Annotated in this window: 19 protein-coding genes; 6 read left to right on the top strand and 13 right to left on the bottom strand. The window is 48.4% G+C overall.

Annotation, left to right across the window (positions count from 1 at the left end):
- Positions 1-147: 147 nt before the first annotated feature.
- Positions 148-1191 carry a GDSL-type esterase/lipase family protein gene (locus LLG96_01340; GenBank protein MCE5248842.1) on the top strand — a complete coding sequence of 348 codons (1044 nt, stop codon included), beginning with the start codon at positions 148-150 and terminating at the stop codon, positions 1189-1191.
- Positions 1188-2087 (top strand): hypothetical protein, encoded by a 900-nt coding sequence (locus tag LLG96_01345; GenBank protein ID MCE5248843.1) that lies wholly within the window; start codon positions 1188-1190, stop codon positions 2085-2087. The genes LLG96_01340 and LLG96_01345 overlap by 4 nt, the downstream gene beginning before the upstream one ends.
- A 243-nt stretch (positions 2088-2330) precedes the next feature.
- Here LLG96_01345 and LLG96_01350 read toward each other — a convergent pair whose 3' ends face one another.
- From LLG96_01350 to LLG96_01370, 5 genes are all read right to left on the bottom strand, one after another.
- Positions 2331-2672 carry a ubiquitin family protein gene (locus tag LLG96_01350; GenBank protein ID MCE5248844.1) on the bottom strand — a complete coding sequence of 114 codons (342 nt, stop codon included), beginning with the start codon at positions 2670-2672 and terminating at the stop codon, positions 2331-2333.
- A 323-nt stretch (positions 2673-2995) separates the two neighbouring features.
- Entirely contained in the window at positions 2996-3436 is a 441-nt protein-coding gene (locus LLG96_01355) for an Hsp20/alpha crystallin family protein (GenBank protein ID MCE5248845.1), read from the bottom strand.
- A 64-nt stretch (positions 3437-3500) separates the two neighbouring features.
- On the bottom strand, positions 3501-3875 hold the full coding sequence (locus tag LLG96_01360) for an Hsp20/alpha crystallin family protein (protein MCE5248846.1): 375 nt from the start codon (positions 3873-3875) through the stop codon (positions 3501-3503).
- Between the two features lie 237 nt (positions 3876-4112).
- Positions 4113-4991, bottom strand: coding sequence for a YegS/Rv2252/BmrU family lipid kinase (locus tag LLG96_01365; protein ID MCE5248847.1), 879 nt, complete (start codon positions 4989-4991; stop codon positions 4113-4115).
- A 3-nt stretch (positions 4992-4994) separates the two neighbouring features.
- The gene (locus LLG96_01370; GenBank protein MCE5248848.1) at positions 4995-6290 is read right to left on the bottom strand and encodes a nucleotide sugar dehydrogenase; all 1296 of its coding nucleotides are present in this window, start codon (positions 6288-6290) and stop codon (positions 4995-4997) included.
- A gap of 260 nt (positions 6291-6550) precedes the next feature.
- Between LLG96_01370 and LLG96_01375 the strand changes: the two genes are divergently transcribed.
- Positions 6551-7684: a sugar kinase gene (locus tag LLG96_01375; GenBank protein MCE5248849.1), complete on the top strand. Its 1134-nt coding sequence runs from the start codon at positions 6551-6553 to the stop codon at positions 7682-7684.
- Positions 7685-7763: 79 nt separating this feature from the next.
- Positions 7764-8519, top strand: coding sequence for a hypothetical protein (locus LLG96_01380; GenBank protein MCE5248850.1), 756 nt, complete (start codon positions 7764-7766; stop codon positions 8517-8519).
- A gap of 175 nt (positions 8520-8694) precedes the next feature.
- On the opposite strand, the gene LLG96_01385 is transcribed toward LLG96_01380, so the two are convergent.
- From LLG96_01385 to LLG96_01420, 8 genes are all read right to left on the bottom strand, one after another.
- Positions 8695-9348 (bottom strand): methyltransferase domain-containing protein, encoded by a 654-nt coding sequence (locus tag LLG96_01385; protein ID MCE5248851.1) that lies wholly within the window; start codon positions 9346-9348, stop codon positions 8695-8697.
- A gap of 82 nt (positions 9349-9430) precedes the next feature.
- Positions 9431-13069, bottom strand: coding sequence for a PAS domain S-box protein (locus tag LLG96_01390; protein MCE5248852.1), 3639 nt, complete (start codon positions 13067-13069; stop codon positions 9431-9433).
- A 588-nt stretch (positions 13070-13657) separates the two neighbouring features.
- On the bottom strand, positions 13658-13924 hold the full coding sequence (locus tag LLG96_01395; protein MCE5248853.1) for a hypothetical protein: 267 nt from the start codon (positions 13922-13924) through the stop codon (positions 13658-13660).
- A 54-nt stretch (positions 13925-13978) separates the two neighbouring features.
- The gene (locus LLG96_01400; protein MCE5248854.1) at positions 13979-15256 is read right to left on the bottom strand and encodes a methyltransferase; all 1278 of its coding nucleotides are present in this window, start codon (positions 15254-15256) and stop codon (positions 13979-13981) included.
- 360 nt (positions 15257-15616) lie between these two features.
- Entirely contained in the window at positions 15617-16933 is a 1317-nt protein-coding gene (locus LLG96_01405) for an MFS transporter (protein ID MCE5248855.1), read from the bottom strand.
- Complete coding sequence (locus LLG96_01410) at positions 16930-18264, bottom strand: ribonuclease HII (GenBank protein MCE5248856.1); 1335 nt, start codon at positions 18262-18264, stop codon at positions 16930-16932. Before LLG96_01410 ends, LLG96_01405 begins: the two co-directional genes overlap by 4 nt.
- 302 nt (positions 18265-18566) lie before the next feature.
- A complete protein-coding gene (locus tag LLG96_01415; GenBank protein MCE5248857.1) occupies positions 18567-19937 on the bottom strand; it encodes an amidohydrolase in 1371 nt (456 codons plus the stop codon).
- Between the two features lie 168 nt (positions 19938-20105).
- Entirely contained in the window at positions 20106-21521 is a 1416-nt protein-coding gene (locus tag LLG96_01420; GenBank protein ID MCE5248858.1) for a radical SAM protein, read from the bottom strand.
- A 136-nt stretch (positions 21522-21657) separates the two neighbouring features.
- On the opposite strand from LLG96_01420, the gene LLG96_01425 reads away from it, so the two are divergent.
- Both LLG96_01425 and LLG96_01430 read left to right on the top strand, forming a co-directional pair.
- The gene (locus LLG96_01425) at positions 21658-22527 is read left to right on the top strand and encodes a site-specific DNA-methyltransferase (protein MCE5248859.1); all 870 of its coding nucleotides are present in this window, start codon (positions 21658-21660) and stop codon (positions 22525-22527) included.
- The gene (locus LLG96_01430; protein MCE5248860.1) at positions 22496-23224 is read left to right on the top strand and encodes a cytosolic protein; all 729 of its coding nucleotides are present in this window, start codon (positions 22496-22498) and stop codon (positions 23222-23224) included. The genes LLG96_01425 and LLG96_01430 overlap by 32 nt, the downstream gene beginning before the upstream one ends.
- Positions 23225-23278 lie beyond the last annotated feature (54 nt).

Consider the following 23278-nt stretch of genomic DNA (forward strand, 5'->3'; position numbering starts at 1 on the left):
TATACGAATCCTGTTTTATCTTGTCCTTACACGTTAAAATCCGTACATTTATTCCCGGATACGGCGATAAAATTTGGGGGAACTTATAATGTTTTTCGTCGTGTTATTATGATACGGGTTGTGACGAAATCATTGGGAGGATATTCGATGAAAAGGGAAAATCTGCTCTATGGCATCGGAATTGCCACAGCAGCTCTCGGAGCAGCGGAAATCGTTCTGAGGCTTAAAGACCGTGCGGCTTCCAGAACCCGTTTTCACCGCGAACGGTGGACGATGGAGCGGCCGTGGGAACGGTTCGATCCCTGTTCAGGCTGGGAATTGATCCCGGGGTTTGTTTCCGGGGATATCCGGATTAACCACCATGGTTTTCGCGGGCCGGAGCTTATCAAAGGTGACATGACCCGGATACTGTGTCTCGGCGACGCAACGACTTTCGGTCCTTCCGGAGAGAAAAATCCCTATCCTCAAATCGTTCAGACCATGCTTGCCAAACGGCGCACGAGCCGTCCCGTCGAGGTTATAAACGCGGGTGTCTGCGGCCATTCGACAAGCAATATGATCTTCAGAATTCAGCATCTTCTGGGGTTCAAACCGGATATCGTCATAGTATATGCAGGATGGAACGATCTTTTCAACGAGCCGGTCGACCGGTACTGTGACAACCGTCTCCCCTACAGCTCATACTGGCATACTCTCTCGCAGAAAAACATAAGGTTTCATCTCGCGGCAAAAATCCGTGAAATCGCCGGGTACGAGAACCGTAAACCGATTCCCCTTACCTATACGCCCGATGAATTCGTTCCCTTCAATTTCGAATACAACCTCTCACTCATTATTTCAGAGATACGGAAGGCATCCGCGTTGCCGGTGCTCCTGACCCTCCCGAAGCTGATACCGGATTCCCTTTCCCGACCGGATGACCCGGACATTTCCGCAGCGACTCTGCCCGATTTTATCGAGGATGAAAACTTTGGGGATTTCCTGAAAGTATACCATGCTTACGACACGATCATCAGGCAGATTGCCACGGAGACAGATACCTTTCTTTTCGATGCGGCGGCGGTTTTCGAAACCATGAAAAAAGGCCGGGCCGGGTATTTCGAGGATACACGGCACCTTACTCCCGAAGGATACCGTGTGCTCGGAGAATTTATCGCACAATCGCTTGTCGGGAAGGACATCGTTCAATGAAAAAAATATGCGTCGCCGTCTCGCTGCTCCTCCTGACAATACTCTGGTTATGCCCCGTTGATTCGTTCGGCGGCGAGCTGACCATCGTTTATACAGCAAACAGCCAGGGGAAACTCAGGGAGTGCGGATGCCCCGGCGACCCGTACGGCGGTCTATCGGAGCGGGTTACCCTCATCAAAAAGCTCCGTGAAAAGGAACCGCCCTTTCTCCTCGTCGACAGCGGGAACATGGTGAGCCTTTACGGTGACTACAAGTTAAAGACAACGACCATTGCAAAGATCATGAATCTCATGAAGTACGATGCCGCAGGAATCGGTCAGCTCGAAATGTATCACGGTGTCGACAACGCGCTGGAAATGGCCGGCAGCGCGCAATTTACCCTGCTTTCCTCTTCGATCGTCCGGATGAATACCGCCACCCCCGTTTTCAAATCGTACATGACACGCACGATCGGGGGGCAAACCGCCGGAATTATCTCGGTCTGCGATACCACGTGTTTCCTGACCACTGAATCGATAAAGCCGGATTTTTCACTTCTTCCGTTCGACCGCTCCCTTAAACCCGTTCTCGGCGATCTCAGGAAAAAAGTCGACTTCATCATCGTTCTCTCCCACATGGAAACCGGTTCAAACAAGCGTCTGCTTGCCGATTACCCCGAAATAGATATTGTCGTTCAGGGCTACAGCAACGACCGTCTCGAAACGCCATACCGCTCTCAACATGGAATCCTCGTCGCGCCGGGTGCGCGGGGACAGTTCGTCGGCCTTGTCACGCTCTCGCGAACGGCTGACGGTGTTCTTGATATCAGGCGCTCAGAGCTCATTCCGGTTCTCGATGTGCCCGAGGATAAAAAAGCCGCCGACCTTGTCACCTCCTATTACAGGGGCATGAAATAAGCATTGCCTCTCAGGGCTTCACGCATCCCTGTCCGTTCATATTTCATACCGAAAGAACTCAAAATGAACAACAGTAATGCATGGACCGGAGTTATTTTATTGAACAAAATGCCATAGAGTAAAGATGCGGATTCGGGCGCATCTGAGGACATGGAGATGTTTGAATCTATCGTACATGAGTATTGCGGAAAAAATGAGGATTCCTGCGATTAATACACATACAGCATGAATGCAAATATGGGATTATTCCTGCTCACCGGAAAACACTTTCTTCTTGACCCATAATGCTACTGCCGCAAGTATGACGATGATAATAAGTATTTTCCACCAGCCGCCTGTTGCTCTGACCTGTTCACCGGAATCATCGACACCGTATTTTACCTGAAGTGTATCGCCATCGGCAACACCATATGATGCAAGGGTTTTCATATTGTCAAGCTCGGCAGCGTTTTTAAACATTCTCTGGTTTCCCACATGGATTTCCGTGACATTGTATACGAATTCCTTGACACGGAGAACCGTATCTTCGGGCACGGCTTCGACCGTGACAACCTGTGCGGTCGGCAAAGCAACTTTAATTGTCATGCAAAAGGCTCCAGTTACCCCGCTCAAGGCAAAAAGAACAATGGCCACTAAAAGAATCCGGCATGTCTGCCTTTTTACCCCCATGGTTCCCCTCCTGTGTGAAACGTTAAGAATATATGAGATTACATGTTCCATGGCTGTCTACAGGTGTTGCAACGTTGTAGCAGTCCTGATCCATGCAATCACTGGTAATAAGCATTTTAAAAACGCCCCCATAGAATAATACATTTTCATGCTTTTGTGAAAAGTTTTTTTGCGAATTCGATAAAAAAAGGGCAGAACCTGTGTTCTGCCCGTAATGGTTGAATCCGGATGGTATTCCGTTAATTGACTTCAACAGAGATTTCTTTGGGTAAAGCTTTCTCTGTTTTTGCAAGAGTCACCGTCAGCACACCATCCTTGTACTTTGCGGATATCTTGCCCGTATCGACAGTATCGGAGAGAGCGAACGACCGCTCAAACTTGCCGTAATGCCGTTCAAGCCTGCAGCATTCGGCATCTTCGGTCTTCTTCTCCTGTTTACGCTCTCCGGAGATGGTGAGAAGGTTATCCTTTACCTCAACCTTGACATCCTTTTTGTCGATACCCGGAAGTTCGGCATCGATAACGAGGTCTTTGTCCGTCTCATTAATGTCGACCCTCGGGCTCCAGGTTACATCGGATGCACCTTCGTACCGCGGCCATCCGTAAAAGAATTTTTCAACAAAATCATCGAGGGACGGTCCCCTTAGTAAGCCTCTGTTTCCCCAAAGTTCCGGTAACATGGTGAACACCTCCTTATATAACGTTTATAATTGTTTGTGTGATTGTTATGTTGTTTGGTTACGGTTACTTGATCTCGATTGTACGAGGTTTTGCCTCTTCTTTTTTATCGATTTTCAGCGTCAGAACACCCTGTTCATAAGTGGCTTTCACATGTTCGCCGTCGGCATATTCGGGCAGCCTGAACGTCCGCGAAAAAGCTCCCGAAGGCCTTTCGTAATGAGTGAAATAATTGTTCTCATTGTCCTCGGCACGTTTCCTTTCGCCACTCACCGTAAGCAGGTTCTCATGAACCTTGACATTCAGATCGTCTTTGTTGAATCCCGGCGCATCGAACACGAGGGAAAAACCATCCGATTTTTCAATGATATCAACCGGTATATTCCACCCGTCGCTCGCTGTTCTGTTCTGTGAAGTCGGTATAAATCGTACTAATGTCATGGAAGTTCCTCCTTTTATTAATTAATCGTTCATTTTTTTCACACGTATTAAAGAGCAACGAGCGTGCCAAAAAATGATATTAATACTTATCTTATTATTATTACTAAGGTAAGATAATTTGTTAATAACCGGGGGAACTACATGAGCAGACAAGGAGTGGCAGTGCCAAACTGTCATTATGGCAGCATTATCTGTGGATATGGCAGATATGTATGTCAGTAAGACAAGATGATTATATCACGGTACGATAACCTTGAGCGCGCCTGGAATGACTGTCACATTCAGGGTTGCGGATCCCTCGAAAACCTCGCCGTCGACATGGAAAAATCCAGGTTTTGCGCGTTTTATTTTAAGGTTTTTAAATTCCAGGAATTCGATATCCTTGAGGGTGTTCACCGAGCCGGTGAACAGCTTGAGTACCGCTGGAATTGCTTTGAACATGTTCAGCTTGGGGACGAGGACCGCAATCAGGGAACCGCTCTGCGGGCCTGCCTGAGGGGCAATGACAGCACCGCCGCCGTACTGTGAAACATTCGCAATCGTCAGCGCAAATACTTTTCGATGCATCTCCGTTCCATCAACAAAGAGCACGAGCTTTTCCGAGGGCTGAACGAAATAATTCTTTATTCCGACCCAGAAGTATTTGTACAAATGGCGAAAAGGGGTGTGCTGTTTATTAAAATCATGAGCGATCATGGCATCGTAACCAATGCCGGCAGTCGCGACAAAAAACCGTGAAGAAATTTTACCCACATCGATTAATGTGGTTTTATGTGCCAGAAGCATCTCGATAAGACGATCTGTCTGCAAAGGGATACCGAGGCTGCGCGCCAAACCGTTTCCCGTCCCGAGAGGAATTATCCCGAGCGGTGTGGGACGCTTTACCAGCCCCGAAGCCACATCGTTGATAGTCCCATCTCCGCCGGCGGCGTAAACCGCATCATACCCTTCGAGTGCCGCCCGGGATGAATACACTTTCCCGAGCCCGGGTTTCATGGTATATGTTATATCGACATTTCCGCCGTTACGGCTGATACGCGATGACAATACATTGAGAATCTCACGTTTTTCCTTGTTTATGCCGATAATGGGATTTGCAATAATCAGTACTCTCATAGGTTAGAGTTTATATACCTTTCTTTTTCTGATGCCGTGCATGGCATTTCTGGTATCCACGATTATATCGGCATGCCGGCCAATAAGATTGTAATCCACGGCGCTGTGATCGGTGAGAATCAATACCGCATCAGCCGAAGCAACGAGTTTTTCGGTAACAGCGCGATGGCTGGTGTAGGCACGGTTCCCGATCGTCACCGATGGCACGTACGGATCGCAAAGGGTAACCTTTGCCATCTTCTTTTGGAGTATCTGGATGACCGAAAGCGCGGGCGATTCGCGGATATCGTCTATATCGCGTTTGTAGGCCACGCCGATCACGAGAATTTTCGAGTTTTTCAGGGATTTTCCGACCGTGTTGAGCGCATAACCGACCTTGGTTACGACAAAATGGGGCATCATATCGTTGATTTCACCGGCAAGATCGATGAATCGTGTGTAAAAATCGTACTCTTTAGCTTTCCATGACAGGTAGAACGGATCAACGGGGATGCAGTGACCGCCAAGTCCCGGACCGGGATAAAAGGGCATGAAACCGTACGGTTTGGACGACGCCGCATCGACAACCTGCCAGATGTCGATACCCATCCGGTCACAGAGCAGGGCCATTTCGTTGATCATGGAGATATTGACGATCCGGAAAATATTTTCCAGGAGTTTGCTCATTTCGGCTACTTTCGGCGAATCGACCCTGAACACGGACGGCACCACATGCTCGTACAATGAAGCTGCTATCGCCGTACATCTGCCCGTAACACCGCCGACAACCCTGGGCACCTTACTGAAACCGTACAATCTGTTACCCGGATCGATACGCTCGGGAGAGAATGCGAGAAAAAAATCATGCCCCACTTTTTTCCCGTCCCGCGCAAGAATAGGAAGAACGACCTCTTCGGTCGTACCGGGGTAGGTTGTCGATTCGAGCACAACGAGCTGCTGTTTCTTCATATATTTACGGACAATATCAGAAACATTTGAAATATAGCTCGTATCGGGAACCTTGTTCTTGTCGATGGGAGTGGGAACACAGATCGAAACGCAATCGGCCTGTTCGAGGAGGCTGAAATCGCTCGAAGCGGTGAGCTGTCCGCTTTTGACGAATGCCGCGACATCCTCGGAAGAGATATCGCCGATGTACGATTCTCCCCTGTTCACCGCATCGGCTTTTTTCTTCTGTACATCGAGGCCGAATACCCTGTACCCGGCGCGGGCAAAAGCAACCGCAAGGGGCAGCCCGACATAACCGAGACCTGTCACGGCGATCCGGGCGCTTTTATCTTCGATTTTTTTCTCGAGCATAGTTTTTTTCTCATTATATTGGAAAGATGGTATCATATCACATTAATTAGGTAATAATACCACAATCCCGTTTCAGAGTCAACTCCGAGTCTTTGCTTATGCAATAATAATGATAATAATCTTGTTTTCCTCCCGCTATCCCTTTGATTTTTACGCTCAATTTTATTATCTTATTTCGACAAGAGCATATTTTAAACAATAAAGCCTATTCAATACCCATCATTATTTACCGGTTACATTTTTCACATGGAGGAACTGCAATGGCAAGCACTTTCACGTTTAAACCGATTTCCGAAACCACATACGATATCGTCTCTCTGGGCGAAGTCATGATGCGCATCGATCCCGGCGATATTCCAACCGCCCGCGCCCGTAACGCCCGGATATGGCACGGCGGCGGCGAAACCAATGTCGCCGAGGGACTTGCATATGTATTCCGCGCAAGAGCCGCCATTATCACGGCGCTTGTCGACGACGGTATCGGACGGAACATCGAATCGCAGATAAATGAAGCGGGTGTCGATACAAAGAACATCATCTGGTTCAATACATCGGGTAAAGGGGATCATTCCACCGACGGTAAGGGAACGCTCCACAACGGCATCAATTTCACATGGAAAGGCAAGGGCGTGCTGCCGTCCGTAACCGAGTACTACCGCGCACATACCCCGGCATCGACACTCAAACCCGGTGATTTCGACTGGGATGCGCTGTTTTCCAAGGGAGTCAGATGGTTCAGCTCGGGCGGTATTTTCACCCTCATCGGCCCCAGAACTGCGGAATTCGCCCTCGAAGCGATGAAAGCGGCCGGTAAATACGGTACCTTCCGCTCGTTCGACCTGAACTACCGCTCCAAGGTTCAGCCCGATAAAGACAAAGCCCGCGCCAATAACCGCAAAATCGTCGAGCATGTGGAATTCCTCGTTGGCAACCAGGGCGATTTCTTCGATGCACTCGGCTATGAAACCCGCAAGGTGGGTAAAGACGAGCCGATGGATGCTTTCATGGCTGCATACACCGAAACGCTTCGCACGGTGGCCAAGGATTATCCCAATCTCAAGATCATCGGCACACAGCTCAGGAGCGCGCTCTCGGCTGACCTCATCAACTGGGGTGCCGTGCTCTATGATGTCGCCGAAGACAAGATTTACCAGGGGGTCGTGCGCGAGCGTGTCGAAATCGCCGACCGTACCGGCGGTGGCGACTCCTTCTGCAGCGGTGTTGCAGGTTCGCTCATGATGGGCAAATCCACCGAGGAAGCGGTCGATTACGGCGCGGCTCACGGCATCATCGTTCAGGAGTTCCCCGGTGACACAACCATGGCGACCCTGTCGATGATCGAAAAAGAAATCAAGCGCGCAAAATCCGGCGGCGGCGTAAGCGCACTGCGATAATAAGCAAAGGCAAGCAACCGGGACTAACAGTCCTTAATACATGTAACGTAAACACAAAACAATTATGGAGAACGAAACGATGGCAGAATACACATATGACAGGAAACGTGTCGACAAAGCCCTCAGAAAAAGCGGCGTCGTCGTGGTCATGAACAAAAGCCACATCCAGGCTCCCGACCATTTTGTCACCACGATGTGGGAAGTATACCAGGCCGGGTATGTGAGCGAGTGCACATTCCGCATTGACCCTGGCATCCTCAAGGAAGGCATGCAGGAACTCCTCAAGCGCCGCGCCGCGAGCCCAGCCGACCGGCCGTTCGTGCTTGGAGTCGGCTCCATCATCAATCCGAAAGAGCTTGAAATGGCAATCGATATGGGCTTCGACATGATCGTCGCCCCGGCAAATGTCATGGGCGGCTACGCCCCCGGCATCGAATTCGTCAAGATTGCCCATGCCGCAAACCGTTTCTGCGCCCCGGCAGTTTTCAGCCCAAGCGAACTCAATTATTTCATCGAGCGCGAGGACGGCAACGAGCCGGACGCCATCAAGGTTTTCCCCGCCCGCTCGCACGGCCCAAAGGGTGTGGGCGACCTCCTGGCGCCTTATGTCCGCGAACGGCACAACGGCAGGATCATCATGCCAACCGGCGCGGTGGATTATGTGACCGGACCGGAATATATCAAAACCATCTCCAAGAACGGATACACGCCTGTTCTGGGCATGAGCGCCCCGCTGGCGCTCGTAGCCGACAAAAAGGCTCCCGGCAACGTGGAAGTCATCCGTGAAGCGCTTGCGGTGTTCAAAGCGAAATTCGAAGAGGCAATTAAAGCATAACGGCCTGTTCATAAAGCAATTGAAAGGGGTATCGGGGATGTTTTCGATACCCCTTTTTCGTGCGGAATACCAGGTCTCAATCCAAAAAATTCAATATATCCGCATATGCTGACGGAATAATTCATGCCATGCACAGGTGGGAGTTGAATGCGGATTCGTGCAGAACAGAGGGAGTTCAGCTTTTTTTCAATATAACAGTCTTGCTTAAAAGCATTTTCGGCCTTCCGGCAACTGTGAATCCGGCCTCCAGTGCTTTTTTGACGGTTTCTTCAAACGCAGCCGCAGAAACATGAAAAGACGGTTCAACAATGAAAAGCAGGCCGTCCGGTCTCAGTATTATACCAATTTCATAAAAAAAATCTGCTGCATCGGGGACTTCGTGAACCATATAGAACGATAGAACAAAATCTACGGTATCCGATACGCCAATTTTATTTTTTTCACACTTATGGAGTGTGATACGTTTCTCGAGTTCCGTTCCTTCAATCTTATCTCTCAGTTTCCGAAGCATCCCTTCCTGCAGATCAGCGGCAATCACCCGGCCGGATTCGCCAACCATCCGAGCCATTTCTATAGAAAAAAAGCCGGGGCCGCACCCAATATCCAGGACTGTCATTCCCTTTTCAATATAGGGGCTCAGTATTTTCTGAGGGTTCTGTATCCACCTCCGAATCCGATTATCGAGACTGCCCGCCCGTTCAACCGGGCACACACGATTGTTTTTCACACTCACTGACTCTTTCTCCTGCCAAAGGTTAACACTTCCCGCCAGTGCTGCTGCCGGGGAAAGCGCGGTTAAATATTCAAAAATCAACCTCCACGGTGTCATAATCTTCACGAACGGCAATTCCCGGGTCCGTGAATGTCTCGATTCCCCGGCGCCCCGTTATTTTACGGTACACCGGAGTTTTTCACTCATCAGGCTTCTGGTCGAGCACCTTCCGTACTTTTTCGAGAAAAGCCCTCGGTGAAAAAGGTTTCTGAAGGAAGTCAATACCCGGATCAAGAACACCATGGGAAACAATGGAATTATCGGTATAACCGGACATATACAGAACTTTTATATCAGGAAAAATATTACTCAATTTTATGGCAAGCTCTTTCCCGCCCATACGCGGCATGATCACATCGGTCAGAAGAAGATGAATGCCCGATCCGCCTGCTTTATCGACAACCCGTAGAGCCTCCTCGCCGTTGATCGCCTCCAGAACAGTATATCCATGTTCACGGAGCAGACGGGAAACCATTCTGCGGACACTTGTTTCATCTTCAACGACGAGTACTGTTTCACTGCCTTCCGGCAGTTCTGCCATATCACGTTCAAATGATATATGAACAGGTTCGCCGGCAGTCCGGGGAAGGTAAATTTTTACCGTCGTTCCATGTCCGAGCTCACTGTATATCCAGATGTTTCCTAAATTCTGTTTAACGATGCCGTAACATGTCGAAAGACCCAGTCCGGTTCCTTTACCTTTCTCTTTTGTGGTAAAAAACGGCTCGAAAAGATGGGACATTGTTTCCTGATCCATTCCGATACCGGTATCGCTCACCGCAATCAAGACATAGTCCCCCGGCCTGGTATCAGGATGAACATCGGCATAAAGCTGATCAATCATGACATTCCTGGTCTCAATGGTAAGCTTGCCGCCGTTCGGCATGGCGTCACGCGCATTTACCACAAGGTTGGTTAAAACCTGTTCGATCTGGCCGGGATCAACCTTGATGAACCACAGGTCCTCAGGCAGAAGAATCACGAGCTCGATATCCTCTCCGATTATCCGGCGGAGCATCTTATTCATTTCCAGGAGCACTTTATTCAAGTTGATGATGCGTGGCTCGATGATCTGACGGCGCGAGAAAGCGAGGAGCTGACGGGTCAGATTGGCGGCGCGCTGAGATGTTTTCAGTATCTCTTCCACATCGAAGTGTATCGGGTCCATGGGGGGTACCGAAAGCATTATAATTTCCGCATATCCGATAATCGCCGTCAGCAGGTTGTTGAAATCATGTGCGATCCCGCCCGCAAGCCGCGCAACCATCTCCATCTTCTGGGCCTGAAGAAACTGCATCTCCAGCCGTCTGCGCTCGGTAACGTCACGACCTACGCTCTGGAAATATGCAATCTGCCCGTCTTCTTTCCGCCGTACATTAGTAGTAACCTCAAAATCAATAAGTGAACCGTCCTTTTTCCGAAACTGGAGCGGGTAACTATTCAAATATCCCTTCTTTTCGAGTTCAAATAAAAAGTTTTTACGGTCTTCTTGTCTGACGTATGTTTCTCGAATATCGTGTCCGATTACTTCTTCTCTCTGATATCCAAAAATATCGAACCATGCCTTGTTTGCATTGAGAACCGTTCCATCAAATGAAGTGATCATAATCGGATCGAGGGAGGTTTCAAAAAGAGAGCGATACCGTTCCTCACTCTCACGAAGAGCTTCCTGAGCTGCCTTCTGATTCGTAATATCGGCAATGAATCCCTCGATTGTGGCCAGTTCACTATCATCGGAAGGGACTCCTTCACCCTGTTCCCATACCCACTTTTCCTGTCCGGAAGCGGTGATAATGCGATAATTCAACCGGAAAGGCTTATTCTCTGACAACGATTCCATGACGAATACCCGAACCATTTCGCGATCGTCCGGATGAATGATATCATCATATGATAATACCCGGTTACCTATCAGATCCGCACTGTCGTAGCCTGTAATTTCCTTACACCTTTCACTGATGAACTCCATGGTCCAGTATTCATCGTTTTTACAACGGTATGCGATGCCCGGCAGGTTACTTATGAGGGTAGAAAGGATTCGTTCGCTTTCCCGGAGAGCATGTTCCGCCTGTTTCTGGCTGGTCATATCCGATCCGACAATAAGGATATATTCAACATCCCCGTTTTTATCGAACAAGGGAATTTTAAGTGTATTGACAGAATGGTATGTACCTTGTTTATCCAGGAATTGATCTTCATACTCTATGAACGGTTTCTCCTTGTGTATGAGCGTCATATCATCACGGTATATTTTTTTGCCGGCTTCACGGTCAGCATGGAGTACATCGGAGGTTTTCCCCATCATCTGTTCCATACTGAGTCCGAATATTAACGTATACATCCGGTTGGCCAGAATAACGCGGGCTTTTCTGTCTTTTACGGCGATATATACGGGGAGTTGGTCGATCACCATTTTGAGGAATTCTTCCTGCCGTTGTAATTCTTCCTGGGCCGCATGTCTTTCAGTAATATCACGTATCGCAGCGACATGAACTTCCCGTCCCTGAAAAATAAAATGACGAGCGGCGATCTCTACCGGAAAAACAGTTCCGTTCTTCCGTCGATGATAACGAACCGGAATCCGTGTTAAATGTCCCCGGGTCGCTTTACTCGTTTGATCGGCTTCATCGGAAAGATCGACATTTCGCATACCGAGCAGTTCTTCCTTGGAATATCCGTAGAGCGAGACTCCCGCATTGTTGACCTCAAGAATACGGCCGGATACATTTTCGATCAGAAAAAGCGCATCGGATTCCATCTCAAAGAGCTGACGGAATTTTTCTTCACTATCCCGGAGCGCCTTTTCCGTTCTTTTCCGTTCAAGAACATTGACAAACATCCCGCCGGCAATTTTCAGTAATGTGATCTCATCCTGAGTCCACATGCGTTCCGATAGCACGGCATCAAAACCGAGCATACCGACAAGAATGCCGGAGTAAATAAGCGGCACATCTATTAACGACTTTATACTCTGTTCTTTGAGCTCTTCTTTTTCAGCCTGCGCCTCGACCGGAAGATCATCTGTACAGGGAACATAAAAGATCTCGTTTCTTTTCATTTTCTCAAAGAAATAGGGAAGCCGTTCGACCGGCAATTCCTGAATTCTTTGTATTTGAGGCTCAATACCCTCCGCACACCATTCATGTGTATTACTCAATTTTTTCATATCATCAGTAAATACAAATATATAGCTGCGGTCAACTCCGGTAAATTTCCCGATTTCTTCCAGGGCTTTTTTTATACCCGAATCAATTTCATCGACTTTCAGGGTAATAAAGTCATTTATAATAGCGACAATAAGCTGTTCGAAATCAATCCGGTATTGTAATGCTTTTTCAGCGGTTATCCGCCCGGTGATATCCACAATCTGAACAATCTGTTCTCCGGTTCTTTTTCCCTTTTGTACAATATCATATGAAGAAAATTCCGTATACCGCTTCTGCCCGTCTTTTCTGGTAATGACCAATCGATATCTCAGAAGATCGATTTCATGTTGCCTGGCCTTGCTGCTGATTTCCACCACTTCTTTCCTGTATGTTTCATCAGGATAGACCTTCGTCATCCACGATTCAAAATCGGCAACCTCATCATAGGTATATCCGGTCAGTTCATACATTGCATCGTTGTATCTGATAATGTTTCCTTCACTATCGGATATGACGGTCGGTATGGTACTCTGAGAATACATGTTCCATAACTGATCGAGATACATGGTATTCGAGGTCATGTTATTTGTCCCGATGGTGCTCTTCAATACCCTTTTATTGTTCTTTTTCAATCGGAATCCCATCATTGATGAACCGTATTACAGATACCGACAACTGAACGCATGGTACCGGCTGAAAATAATAAAACTCTATTTTTTATTAATTAAAATGGATCGCACAGTTTATCGTGTTATTTATTAAAACTTAAAAAAAACACAAAAAAACTTGTTATATTGACATATATATACAAAGTTTCCATTATTTTCAATAATATTCTTTACAAAAAAGCTTTTTAAAAAGATTTCCCGTTTGTTCATATACAACTGTAATTAATAACTGGAAAAAAGAGTGCGGTAATTTCATATTGATTATTTTTTACATTCAGAACTGTGGTAAAATATTTCTCATCCTGCATTTACAGCAGAACATGATAGTTACCATCGTTGATCAAGGGAACTCATCCAGCGAATAACATCTTGACAATACAGATGTTAGTGGCGCTTCCCCTTTCTTGGTTAGAGAGGGGATCGAGGGGTGAGTTCGGGTGGAGAAAAGGGGTGAAAATCATATCCCAAACAATTAAAGCGCCGGTAGAAGTTCGATTTAAAAGATTTTTATTTTTCCGTAAAAATTTTAACCGTCACTACTGTTTTACATTATTACTTCTGCATACCTGCAATATGTAAGCCGTAATACGTATTTACAATCATCATGGAAAAGCAACGATGACGAAAAACCATCGTACCATAAACCACACCCGGCATATCAATATATAATAAACGCCCTCGATGCATTTCTGTTCCCGTATTTCCGGACGAGAGTATATTTATAAACGTTAAATCATATCCATAACGATTATCTGTAAAACCATGATCGCAGAACATGAGCTTATCGGGTGAATGAACAGCCCATTTCATCACGTCCACGATTGTCTCACGTTCTATGATCACCATGAAATCATTGTAGTTACACTCAACAGCTCATGTGCACGACTCATTCTGAAACGAATCCGCGATTGCCCGGGTCATTGCAATAATATTCCCGACAGGAGTGTTTGTCTGAATATTATGAATGGCATTGAACACATATCCGCCGCCTTTGTTGAATATCTTTATCCGCTCACTGACCTCGTTATATACATCGTCCGGAGTACCAAAGGGAAGTGTTGTCTGGGTATCCACGCCACCACCCCAGAACACGATACGGTCGCCGAAATCCTCTTTGAGCTTCCTCGGCTCCATACCCTCGGCTGAACACTGTACGGGGCTGATGACATCGAAACCCGCATCGATAATATCATCGAGGAGCGGCCTGATGCCGCCGCAGGTATGCATGAACGTTTTCCACGACGTATGACGGTGAATCCAGCCGCAGAGCCGTGAATGGAACGGCTTGAGCATCTCGCGATAGAAATCCGGCGAGATGAGCGGGCCGCGCTGCATCCCGAAATCGGCCCCGGTTATCTTGATCACGTCTATACGGTCGCCGACCGCATCCCTCACGCGGGCGAGGTTGGCGAGCCCGATTTCGCACTGACGTTCGAACACCTCGCGGACATAATCGCGTCTCGTTACCGTCGATACATACCATTCCTCGACATCACGGATTCCCAGCGGGTCTTTCAGCTCGGGAGCGGGAACATTGCCGATGTCGTTGAACGATGTGCCGGAAAAGCTGTACACGATTGCGTAATCGGTATTTGCATAGAGCCATTCAGAGCGTTGCCTGAGATGATCGAGGAGCCTGTCCGTGAACGGGCCGAACTCCTCGAGGTTATCCTCGACATTCAAGCGGGAATCGTCGATGGGCTTCTGACGGTTGATCGAGTCAAAGTAGAAGCCACCCTGGGGCATGATCCCGCTCGGCGGAACGGAACGGTCGCCCTGCGGATACATGAGGATATTCCCGTGCCCGTCCGGCTCGGTGTTGAACAGCGCCGGAACGAGGACATCGGTGCCGTCGAATGTCGTCCACGGTTTCCAGTCCTTGTTCTCGAAGCCGAAAACGCTCATGATATTGAAGATACCGGTACAGTCGACAGCGAGCGCCCGTTTAAGGTCGTCATCGATCTCACCGAGCATCTGGTAAGATTCGACTACTTTCACACGGTCGCCGGGACCGGCAAGCCCGAGCACTTTTCTGAGCTGTGAGACAACGCTCACCGTTATCCCGGTTTCAAATGTTGCGCCGAAATCGACCGGCACTCTGTCGGGCTGATGGTGATTGAGAGCCGCCCGCACCCGTTCACGTGATGTCATAGTGTGCTCCATCTGGCAAAATTTATCCGACCTACTCACAAAAATCAAATGGAACGCTGATTTTCGCGGATCGGGCGGATTTTCACGGATTTGTTTTTTATATATATATTTTTATATGCGAACTATTGATAATTACTAATGCCAATATAAATAATATATTATTTGTTTTTATGTCTTTGTGGTGAAATATGTTAAATGAATAATCCTCATAACCATACATGATCACAACGAAGGATGAAAATGTATTTTCATAAAAATATCGCGCTTTTCTCCTTATCTCCGTGCTCACCGTGCTGGCGCTTTGTCGCAGCAGGTCTCAGTGGTGACATTGTTTATGAGTATTTTCCGAAATAATCCGGATTATGTGAACAACGCGGACGTTTTTGCCTCCCTGGCTTTTTCCACATCGACAAAGGAGAGTATGATAATGCCCAGGGCGAAAAAAACCACGAGAGAAATAATAGCGTTGCGGGAAGACCCACTCATGATATTGATCACCGCAAACACCGCAGGCCCCCAGATCGAGGAAAACTTGCTGAAAACCGAATAAAAGCCATAAAACTCGGCAGATGCCTGTTTCGGTATCATCGAGCCATATAATGATCGGCTCAGCGACTGGGAGCCGCCCATCGTAAGCCCGACAAGAATTCCGAGTATGAAGAATTCCTTTGCGCTCGTAATAAAATATGCATATACAACGACAAAGGCCCATATGAGAAGGGTGAGCATGAGCGCCTTTTTTGCCGTTGTTTTTTCCGCGAGCCTGCTGAAAATGAGGGCGCCGAAAAATGCGATGAACTGGATAATGAGAAGAGTAGCCATGAGCACCCACGAGGGAAGTTTCAGCTCGCTCGTGCCATAAATGGTAGACATGCTGATCACCGTCTGGATACCGTCGTTATATATCATGAAGGCGATGAGAAAAAGGAGAAGATGCTTGAATTTCCGGACTTTTTTTGCCGTCGCAACCGTGCGGGACAAGCCTATTTTCGCATAAGCCAGAACCGGAGGCAGCGAACGGTATGTTTCGGGAAACCGTTCAACGGCCTCCATTTCCTTCAGCCTGATAAATGTGATAATCGAAAAGCCTGCCCACCACAAACCAGCCGTGGCGATTGCGATACGGGCAGCGAGCGACTCGCTGATACCAATCCTGTCATGCCCGGCGATAAGAGCGAGCGAAAGGGCAAACTGCAGCCCTCCACCGACATAACCGTAGGCGAATCCTTTCCCAGAAACCCGGTCTATCGTGTCCTCGGAAGCGATTTGCGGAAGAAAGGCATCGTAAAACACGTTTCCGCCAACAAATCCGATCTGGGCGATCATGAAAAAAATCATCGTTCTGACAACATCGCCCGAACCGCAGAAAAACAGGAGTATGGAAAAGAGGCTTCCCATATAGCAGAACACCATGAGGAATTTCTTTTTCGATGCGGAGAAATCGGAGATAGCCCCGAGAACCGGTGCGAAGATAAAAACCCAGAGCGCCGAAAAGCTCATCATGAAGCCCCACAGCGACTGGGAATCATACCGCACTCCTAAAAATTCGTATCCTCCCTCCCCTACGACCACACCGGAGAAAAATATGGGGAGCACCGCAACGGCCACCGTCGTCACATAGGCGGAATTCGCCCAGTCGTACATAGCCCATCCGAAAATCTGTTTTTTATCGTTCACAGGTTCTCCGGGGCGTTAAACGCGTTTTCGATATGGACGATCTCACTGAGTTCCCCTTTCATCTGAAGGCCGATAACATCGAACCGGTAGGGACATCCGCCGAGATTGTGGGTCACGATATATTCGCTCGCGGCGCGGGCAATATGCCTGGTTTTTTCCGGGGTTACCCATGAGACGGGTTCGCCGAACACCGCCGTATTCGCCGTTTTCACTTCACAGAACACAACGGTCTCGTCATGCCGGGCGACAATGTCGATTTCATACCCGCACCCATCGGCGCGCCAGTTACGGTCGAGAATCGCATATCCTTTGTGCATGAGAAACTCGCAGCCGGTCTTTTCACCGTGGGCGCCGGTATTGCGTGTTGTCTTTTTCAGTTTTGCCCGTCGGTCGCAGTATACTTTCCGGAGTATTTCGAGCTCGCTTTCCGGAATATGATCACGAATACGGGCGATACCCTGCGCCGCGCGGTCGAACGATGCGCCTGTCATGGCCTTGAGCAGCCTTTTTTTCAGAATCGCAAAAACAGTACCCGGCGGCGCGGATTCCGGCACGATCCCGAACGAAAAACGGTGGATGTCGCATGGCCCGAGACGCCGTATCGCCTCGATATGGCTGCTGCATCCGTACCCTTTGTGACGGGCGAAACCGTACCCGGGGAACATGCCATCCATATCGGCCATGATACGATCCCTGCTCACCTTGGCGATCACCGACGCCGCCGCAACGGACAGCGACAGCGCATCGCCGTCCACCACAGCGCGCTCCTCGCACGGCAGGCCCGGAGCCCTGTTCCCGTCCACGATCACGATATCCGGCCTGACATGGAGGTTTTCCACCGCAATGCGCATGGCCTTCATGGTCGCTTCGAGTATGCCGATTTCGTCGATCTCGTCGTTCTCCGCCATCCCGATACCCCACGCGACTGCCTGGGAAGTAATGCGTTCGAACATCTCCTCTCGATGTTTCGCCGTCATCTTCTTCGAGTCGTCGAGACCGAGCAGGCACACCCCATCCGGGAGAATGACCGCTCCGGCAACAACCGGCCCCGCAAGCGGCCCCCGTCCAGCCTCGTCAACACCGGCAATGAGCTTTTTACCCTCTGCCATGAGGCTTCGCTCGATGGCGAGAAGGCGCTCATGCTTCGCCCGCAGGTTGTTCTTACGGCTACGCTCGTTTTCGATTTTCCGTGCAAGGGCGCGGACACCGGCTCTTTTGTCGGATGAAAGGGCATCGATGACCGTATCGTCCGGCGTGGTTTCTTCAAGGAGCGCCCGTATCCGGGAAATGCTCATCCGGAAAAGGAGACGTTTGTCAGGAAAGGTGGGCATGGGAGATAATTATTTATCCTGTAATAACTTTAAATAATTGATCCCCCTCGGCTTCGCCGTATCACCCTTATAAAAGAAAGGGGGAACAGACCCATTTTCCCCCCTTTAAAAGGGGGGATGCCGAAGGCAGGGGGGATCATATTCACATAATGGTTTGTAATATATCTAATAGCCGTTATTATAAAAACATATAGTGGTTATTCATGAATTGCCGCAATAAAAACCATACATCCAGTTATGCTTTTTTTACACGAAATAACCGAATGAATATCGGGCTTACTGATAATTTTATGTTCGAACTGCTATTTATCTCCCGCCAGATAATCCACCGTCATGCTTGCCATTGCCCTGACACCGTAAATGAGGGCGTCCTCATCGACAAAAAACGTCGGCGAATGCCCCGTGATTATGATCTCCGGTGCAAGATCGGGCGGACGGGTGCCGAGAAATATGAACAGCCCCGGAACCTGCTCGGCGTAATAGGCAAAATCCTCACCGCCGGTGTGCGCCGCCGCGTTTTCGAGGTTCCCTTTCCCGACCACACGCTCGACCGAGGGGCGCATACGTTCCGCCAGCTCCGGGTTGTTATATGTGACCGGGAGGTCGCCGGTGATGGATACCTCGGCAGTCGCACCGGCGCTCAGGGCAATATTTTCAGCCGTGCGGCGGATACGGTCGTGGATTTTCTTTTTCATGTCGGGATCGAGTGTGCGGATCGTCCCGGTCATGGTCACCTCACCGGGAATGATGTTGCTCCGGATGCCGCCATGTATCGTGGCAACCGTAACAACAGCAGGGGCACAGGTCAGGTCGATCTGACGGCTCGTTATGGTCTGGAGCCCGAGGATAATCTGGGCGGCGGTTACCACGGGATCGACCCCATTCCAGGGATACGCGGCATGGGTCTGGCTTCCCCGTACAATTACAGAGAGACCGTTCACGCTCGCCATCGTTCCGCCGGGACGGTACGAAATGGTGCCTGTTTTCCCGCTGCCGTTCACGTGGAGGCCGAAAATCACATCAGGCTTCGGATTTTCGAGCGCTCCCTCACGGATCATGAGCGAAGCTCCGCCATCTTCTCCGGAAGGAGAACCCTCTTCTGCGGGCTGGAAAATGAACTTCACCGTACCGGGGAGCTGGTCCCTGATCTCCGTGAGCACTTCCGCCACACCCATGAGCATCGCGGTATGGCAGTCATGTCCGCAGGCATGCATGACGCCGACCTCCTGGCCGTTGTACGTGGTTCGCACCTTCGAAGCAAACGGAAGCCCCGTCTCCTCGGTAACCGGAAGCGCGTCCATGTCAGCACGTAAGGCGACAACCGGCCCCGGTTTCCCGCCCCTGAGCACACCGACAACACCCGTATGGGCCACATTTGTCCTCACTTCCAGACCGAGACTCTGAAGGTGGTCGGCGACGAGCTTGGAAGTCCGGAACTCACGGTTACCGAGCTCGGGATGCTCGTGAATATCACGTCTCCAGGCAATGACACGGGCTTCGATCATCCGGGCAATCTCATCGACATCCTTTTCGAGCTTTACCTTTCCCGGTTTCGGCGCGGCGTATACCGGGAAAGATGAAAGAAGCATACAGGCGGCCGATAATACTATCAATACCCGTCCGGGGCAGGTGAATCGAGGAAGGCGAAAAAACGGCGAAAGCTGTCGGGTCATCACTGAATCCTTTCGGTTGTAACGCACGAGTACATTAGGTCAAATGAATAGAAAAACGTATGGTCATTCTCACATGCAGTACGAACTATAACGCTCTTACTTTTCAAGGGCAAGTCAATTCGGCAGCATTTCACAACGATAAATCAACCGGTCATGCCGAAAGTATCATCACATGCATTGTTTCCGCAGCTTTTCAAAACCATCCGACACAAACCTGTCATCGAATGCTTTCATCCCGTTTTCAAGCTGTTTATTCGCGAGAGTAATCAGCTCTCTGAATTCGGAATATCCTCTTTCGCCTTCGCTCCAGAAATCGACCGCCCGCAGCGTATTGTTGTGGAGAACCGGATCGCTGTCCTCCCGTATCATGCCGGCTTTAACCGCCCGATGAAATTCCACCGTGCCGGGAACGGGGCTGAACAGCGCCGGCTTGACCGTAATCCCCGACCTGAGAATGAACTCGGCGGTATCGAGCACCTCCTCCACCGTCTGTCCGGGCAGCCCTGCCAGCATGTACGAACCCACTTCCCGGGCGGAATACCCGGCGTTGAAAAGAGCATCCACTGCCCCGGAAAACTCATCCCTGGTGACTTTTCCCGAAAAATCACCGGCACGCTCGCACGATGCCGTCTCGAGGCTCAGCCGGACAGTGGTCACTCCCGCCTTTTTCATGAGACCTGCCAGTTGCGGGGTAATTTCGCGGACATGAAGCCCGTTGGGTGTATGGAGACGGGCAGGCGATCTGTCAGACGCCAGCTCCTCGAACATCGGCATGGCATACCGCTGCGCATCGATCAGGAGGGCATCGTCGCAGAACGCGATATCACGGGCGCCCCGCTCTGCAAGGGCATGGATTTCGGACACAGCATGCGAAGGACGCCGCCGCTCGAAGCCATCGAAGAGAATATGCGATGCGCACACCGTACACCGCATGGGACATCCGTGGGCGGTCATGGTCACCGCGGCAGGAAGGCTGCCGTACAGGCCCCAGAGCGGTTCGGGCCATTCGTCAAATGTATCGGGAACAACCGGCCCGTCACCCCTTTTCCCGCCTGTCGACTCGACAGCTTCGATAATACTGGACGGCCGGGATTCGACGATAACCGCATCGGCGCCGCTCTTCGCCCGGGCATGATTAGTGCAGAGCGATGCATAGATGCCGCCGAGGAGAACGGGAACGCCCGGAAACAGGTCATGGATAACCGATATTGCCTCGAAAGCGCCGTGATACCAGTAGGTCATCACGCAGGTGACAAGCACGACATCGGGCCGCGGCCCACCGGATACAAGCGCCCGAAACTGCTCCACGGGGATGCCATACCGGCAGAAGTAACGCGGCACATGACCGAGACAGGCCGGTTTCCCGATGACCTCACGGCGGAACTTGCCGGTTCCGTATTTCCGCCGCTGACCCTGAATATCATGGCCATGGACATCCTGAAAACGATCCATGCAGTCGACAAGACGGACATCGTGCCCGCGCTCCTTGAGAAACGAGCCGGCATAGAGCAGCCCGAGCGGCCTGATCCAGAAATCGTAGGCCGAAAAATCGGTGATCCAGGGATTGATGAGGAGGATGTTCATGGGATTGTACTTCCCTGACAGTTGAATTCAACTACTGGTTACAACTACTATCCAGAAAAACATTGTAGCGATAAAAAAAATATGTTATTATTTCTCATAGGAAGACATAATTTATCTTTAAGGGAGCGACAATATAATGAAATCTTTCACAAATATATACTTGGGTGACTCCGGAGAAGTATTAAAAAATATCGAAGATAATTCTGTGGATTTGATTTTTACTTCGCCGCCTTATGCTGATCGCCGCAAAAAAACATATGGCGGGGTACATCCTGACAAATATGTTGAATGGTTTTTACCAATTTCAAAAGAATTATTGAGAGTTTTAAAAACAACCGGTACTTTTATACTGAACATAAAAGAACGTGTATATAACGGTGAGAGACATACCTATGTAATTGAGTTAATTATGGAGATGAGAAGACAGGGATGGTTATGGACAGAAGAATATATGTGGCACAAAAAAAATTGCTACCCGGGAAAATGGCCTAACCGATTTAGAGATTCATGGGAGCGATTACTGCAATTTAATAAGAATAAAAAATTTAAAATGTATCAAGACCGGGTAATGGTACCAATTGGTGACTGGGCGGATAATCGTTTAAAGAATCTGAGCAATACGGATAAAGTTAGAGATAATTCAAGAGTCGGCAGTGGATTCGGGAAAAATATATCAAATTGGATAAACCGTTCAATGGTATATCCCACCAATGTTCTTTATCTGGCAACCGAATGTAACAATAAAAAACACAGTGCCGCCTTTCCGGACGCATTACCGGAATGGTTTATCAAGTTATTTACAAATGAATATGATACCGTTTTAGACCCTTTCATGGGTTCCGGTACAACAATATTTGTCGCACGAAACATGGGTAGAAATGCCATTGGTATTGAAATTGTACCGGAATATTTTAAAATAGTAAAAAACAAAGTGGAAATAAATAAACCATTATTGTTTGAAGAAAAGGTAATATATGAATCAGGTTCTGTTGGAAGAAATTATTGAATATGTTGAACATAATATTGGGTCATTTCATTCAAAACGTTTACAGAGTCTTGAAAATTTGAAGCTTGATAAAATTCTCAAGCGTAAAAATCCTTATTTATTCAAGGCAAAAAATATTTTAACCGCTCAAGATTTTGTTAAAACACTTTTGGATGCACATTTATCATCTCAAGAAGAAACGATTTTTGGAGATTTTCTTGAAGGTTTGGCAATTTTTATTAATGAAAAAGCTTATGGCGGCCATAAATCGTCCGCTGAAGGTATTGATCTGGAATTTGAAAAAGAAGGAATATGGTACATTTTATCAATAAAATCAGGACCCAATTGGGGTAATAGTAGCCAAATAAGAAAAATGATAGATAATTTTAAAAAGGCAAAAAAGATTTTAAGGTCAAGTAACTCGAAAATCAATGTTAACTCAATAAATGGCTGCTGTTACGGAAGAGATAACAAACCTGATAAGGGTGAATATTTTAAATTGTGCGGACAGAGGTTCTGGTCATTTATCTCCGACAATGATAATTTATATACTGATATTATCGAACCTCTCGGACATAAAGCAAAAAGAAAAAACGAAGAATTTATAGAAGCTTATGCTCAAATTTTGAATAATTTTACTCAAGAATTTATTCAAAAATACTGTGATCGAGGAAAGATAAACTGGAAAAAATTAGTTCAATTTAATTCTGAAATATAGTATGATATTAAATTATCCAAGGTATATTATGTATTGATAATTAATCAAATATTA

This window comes from bacterium (assembly GCA_021372535.1).
GTDB lineage: Bacteria > Latescibacterota > Latescibacteria > Latescibacterales > Latescibacteraceae > JAFGMP01.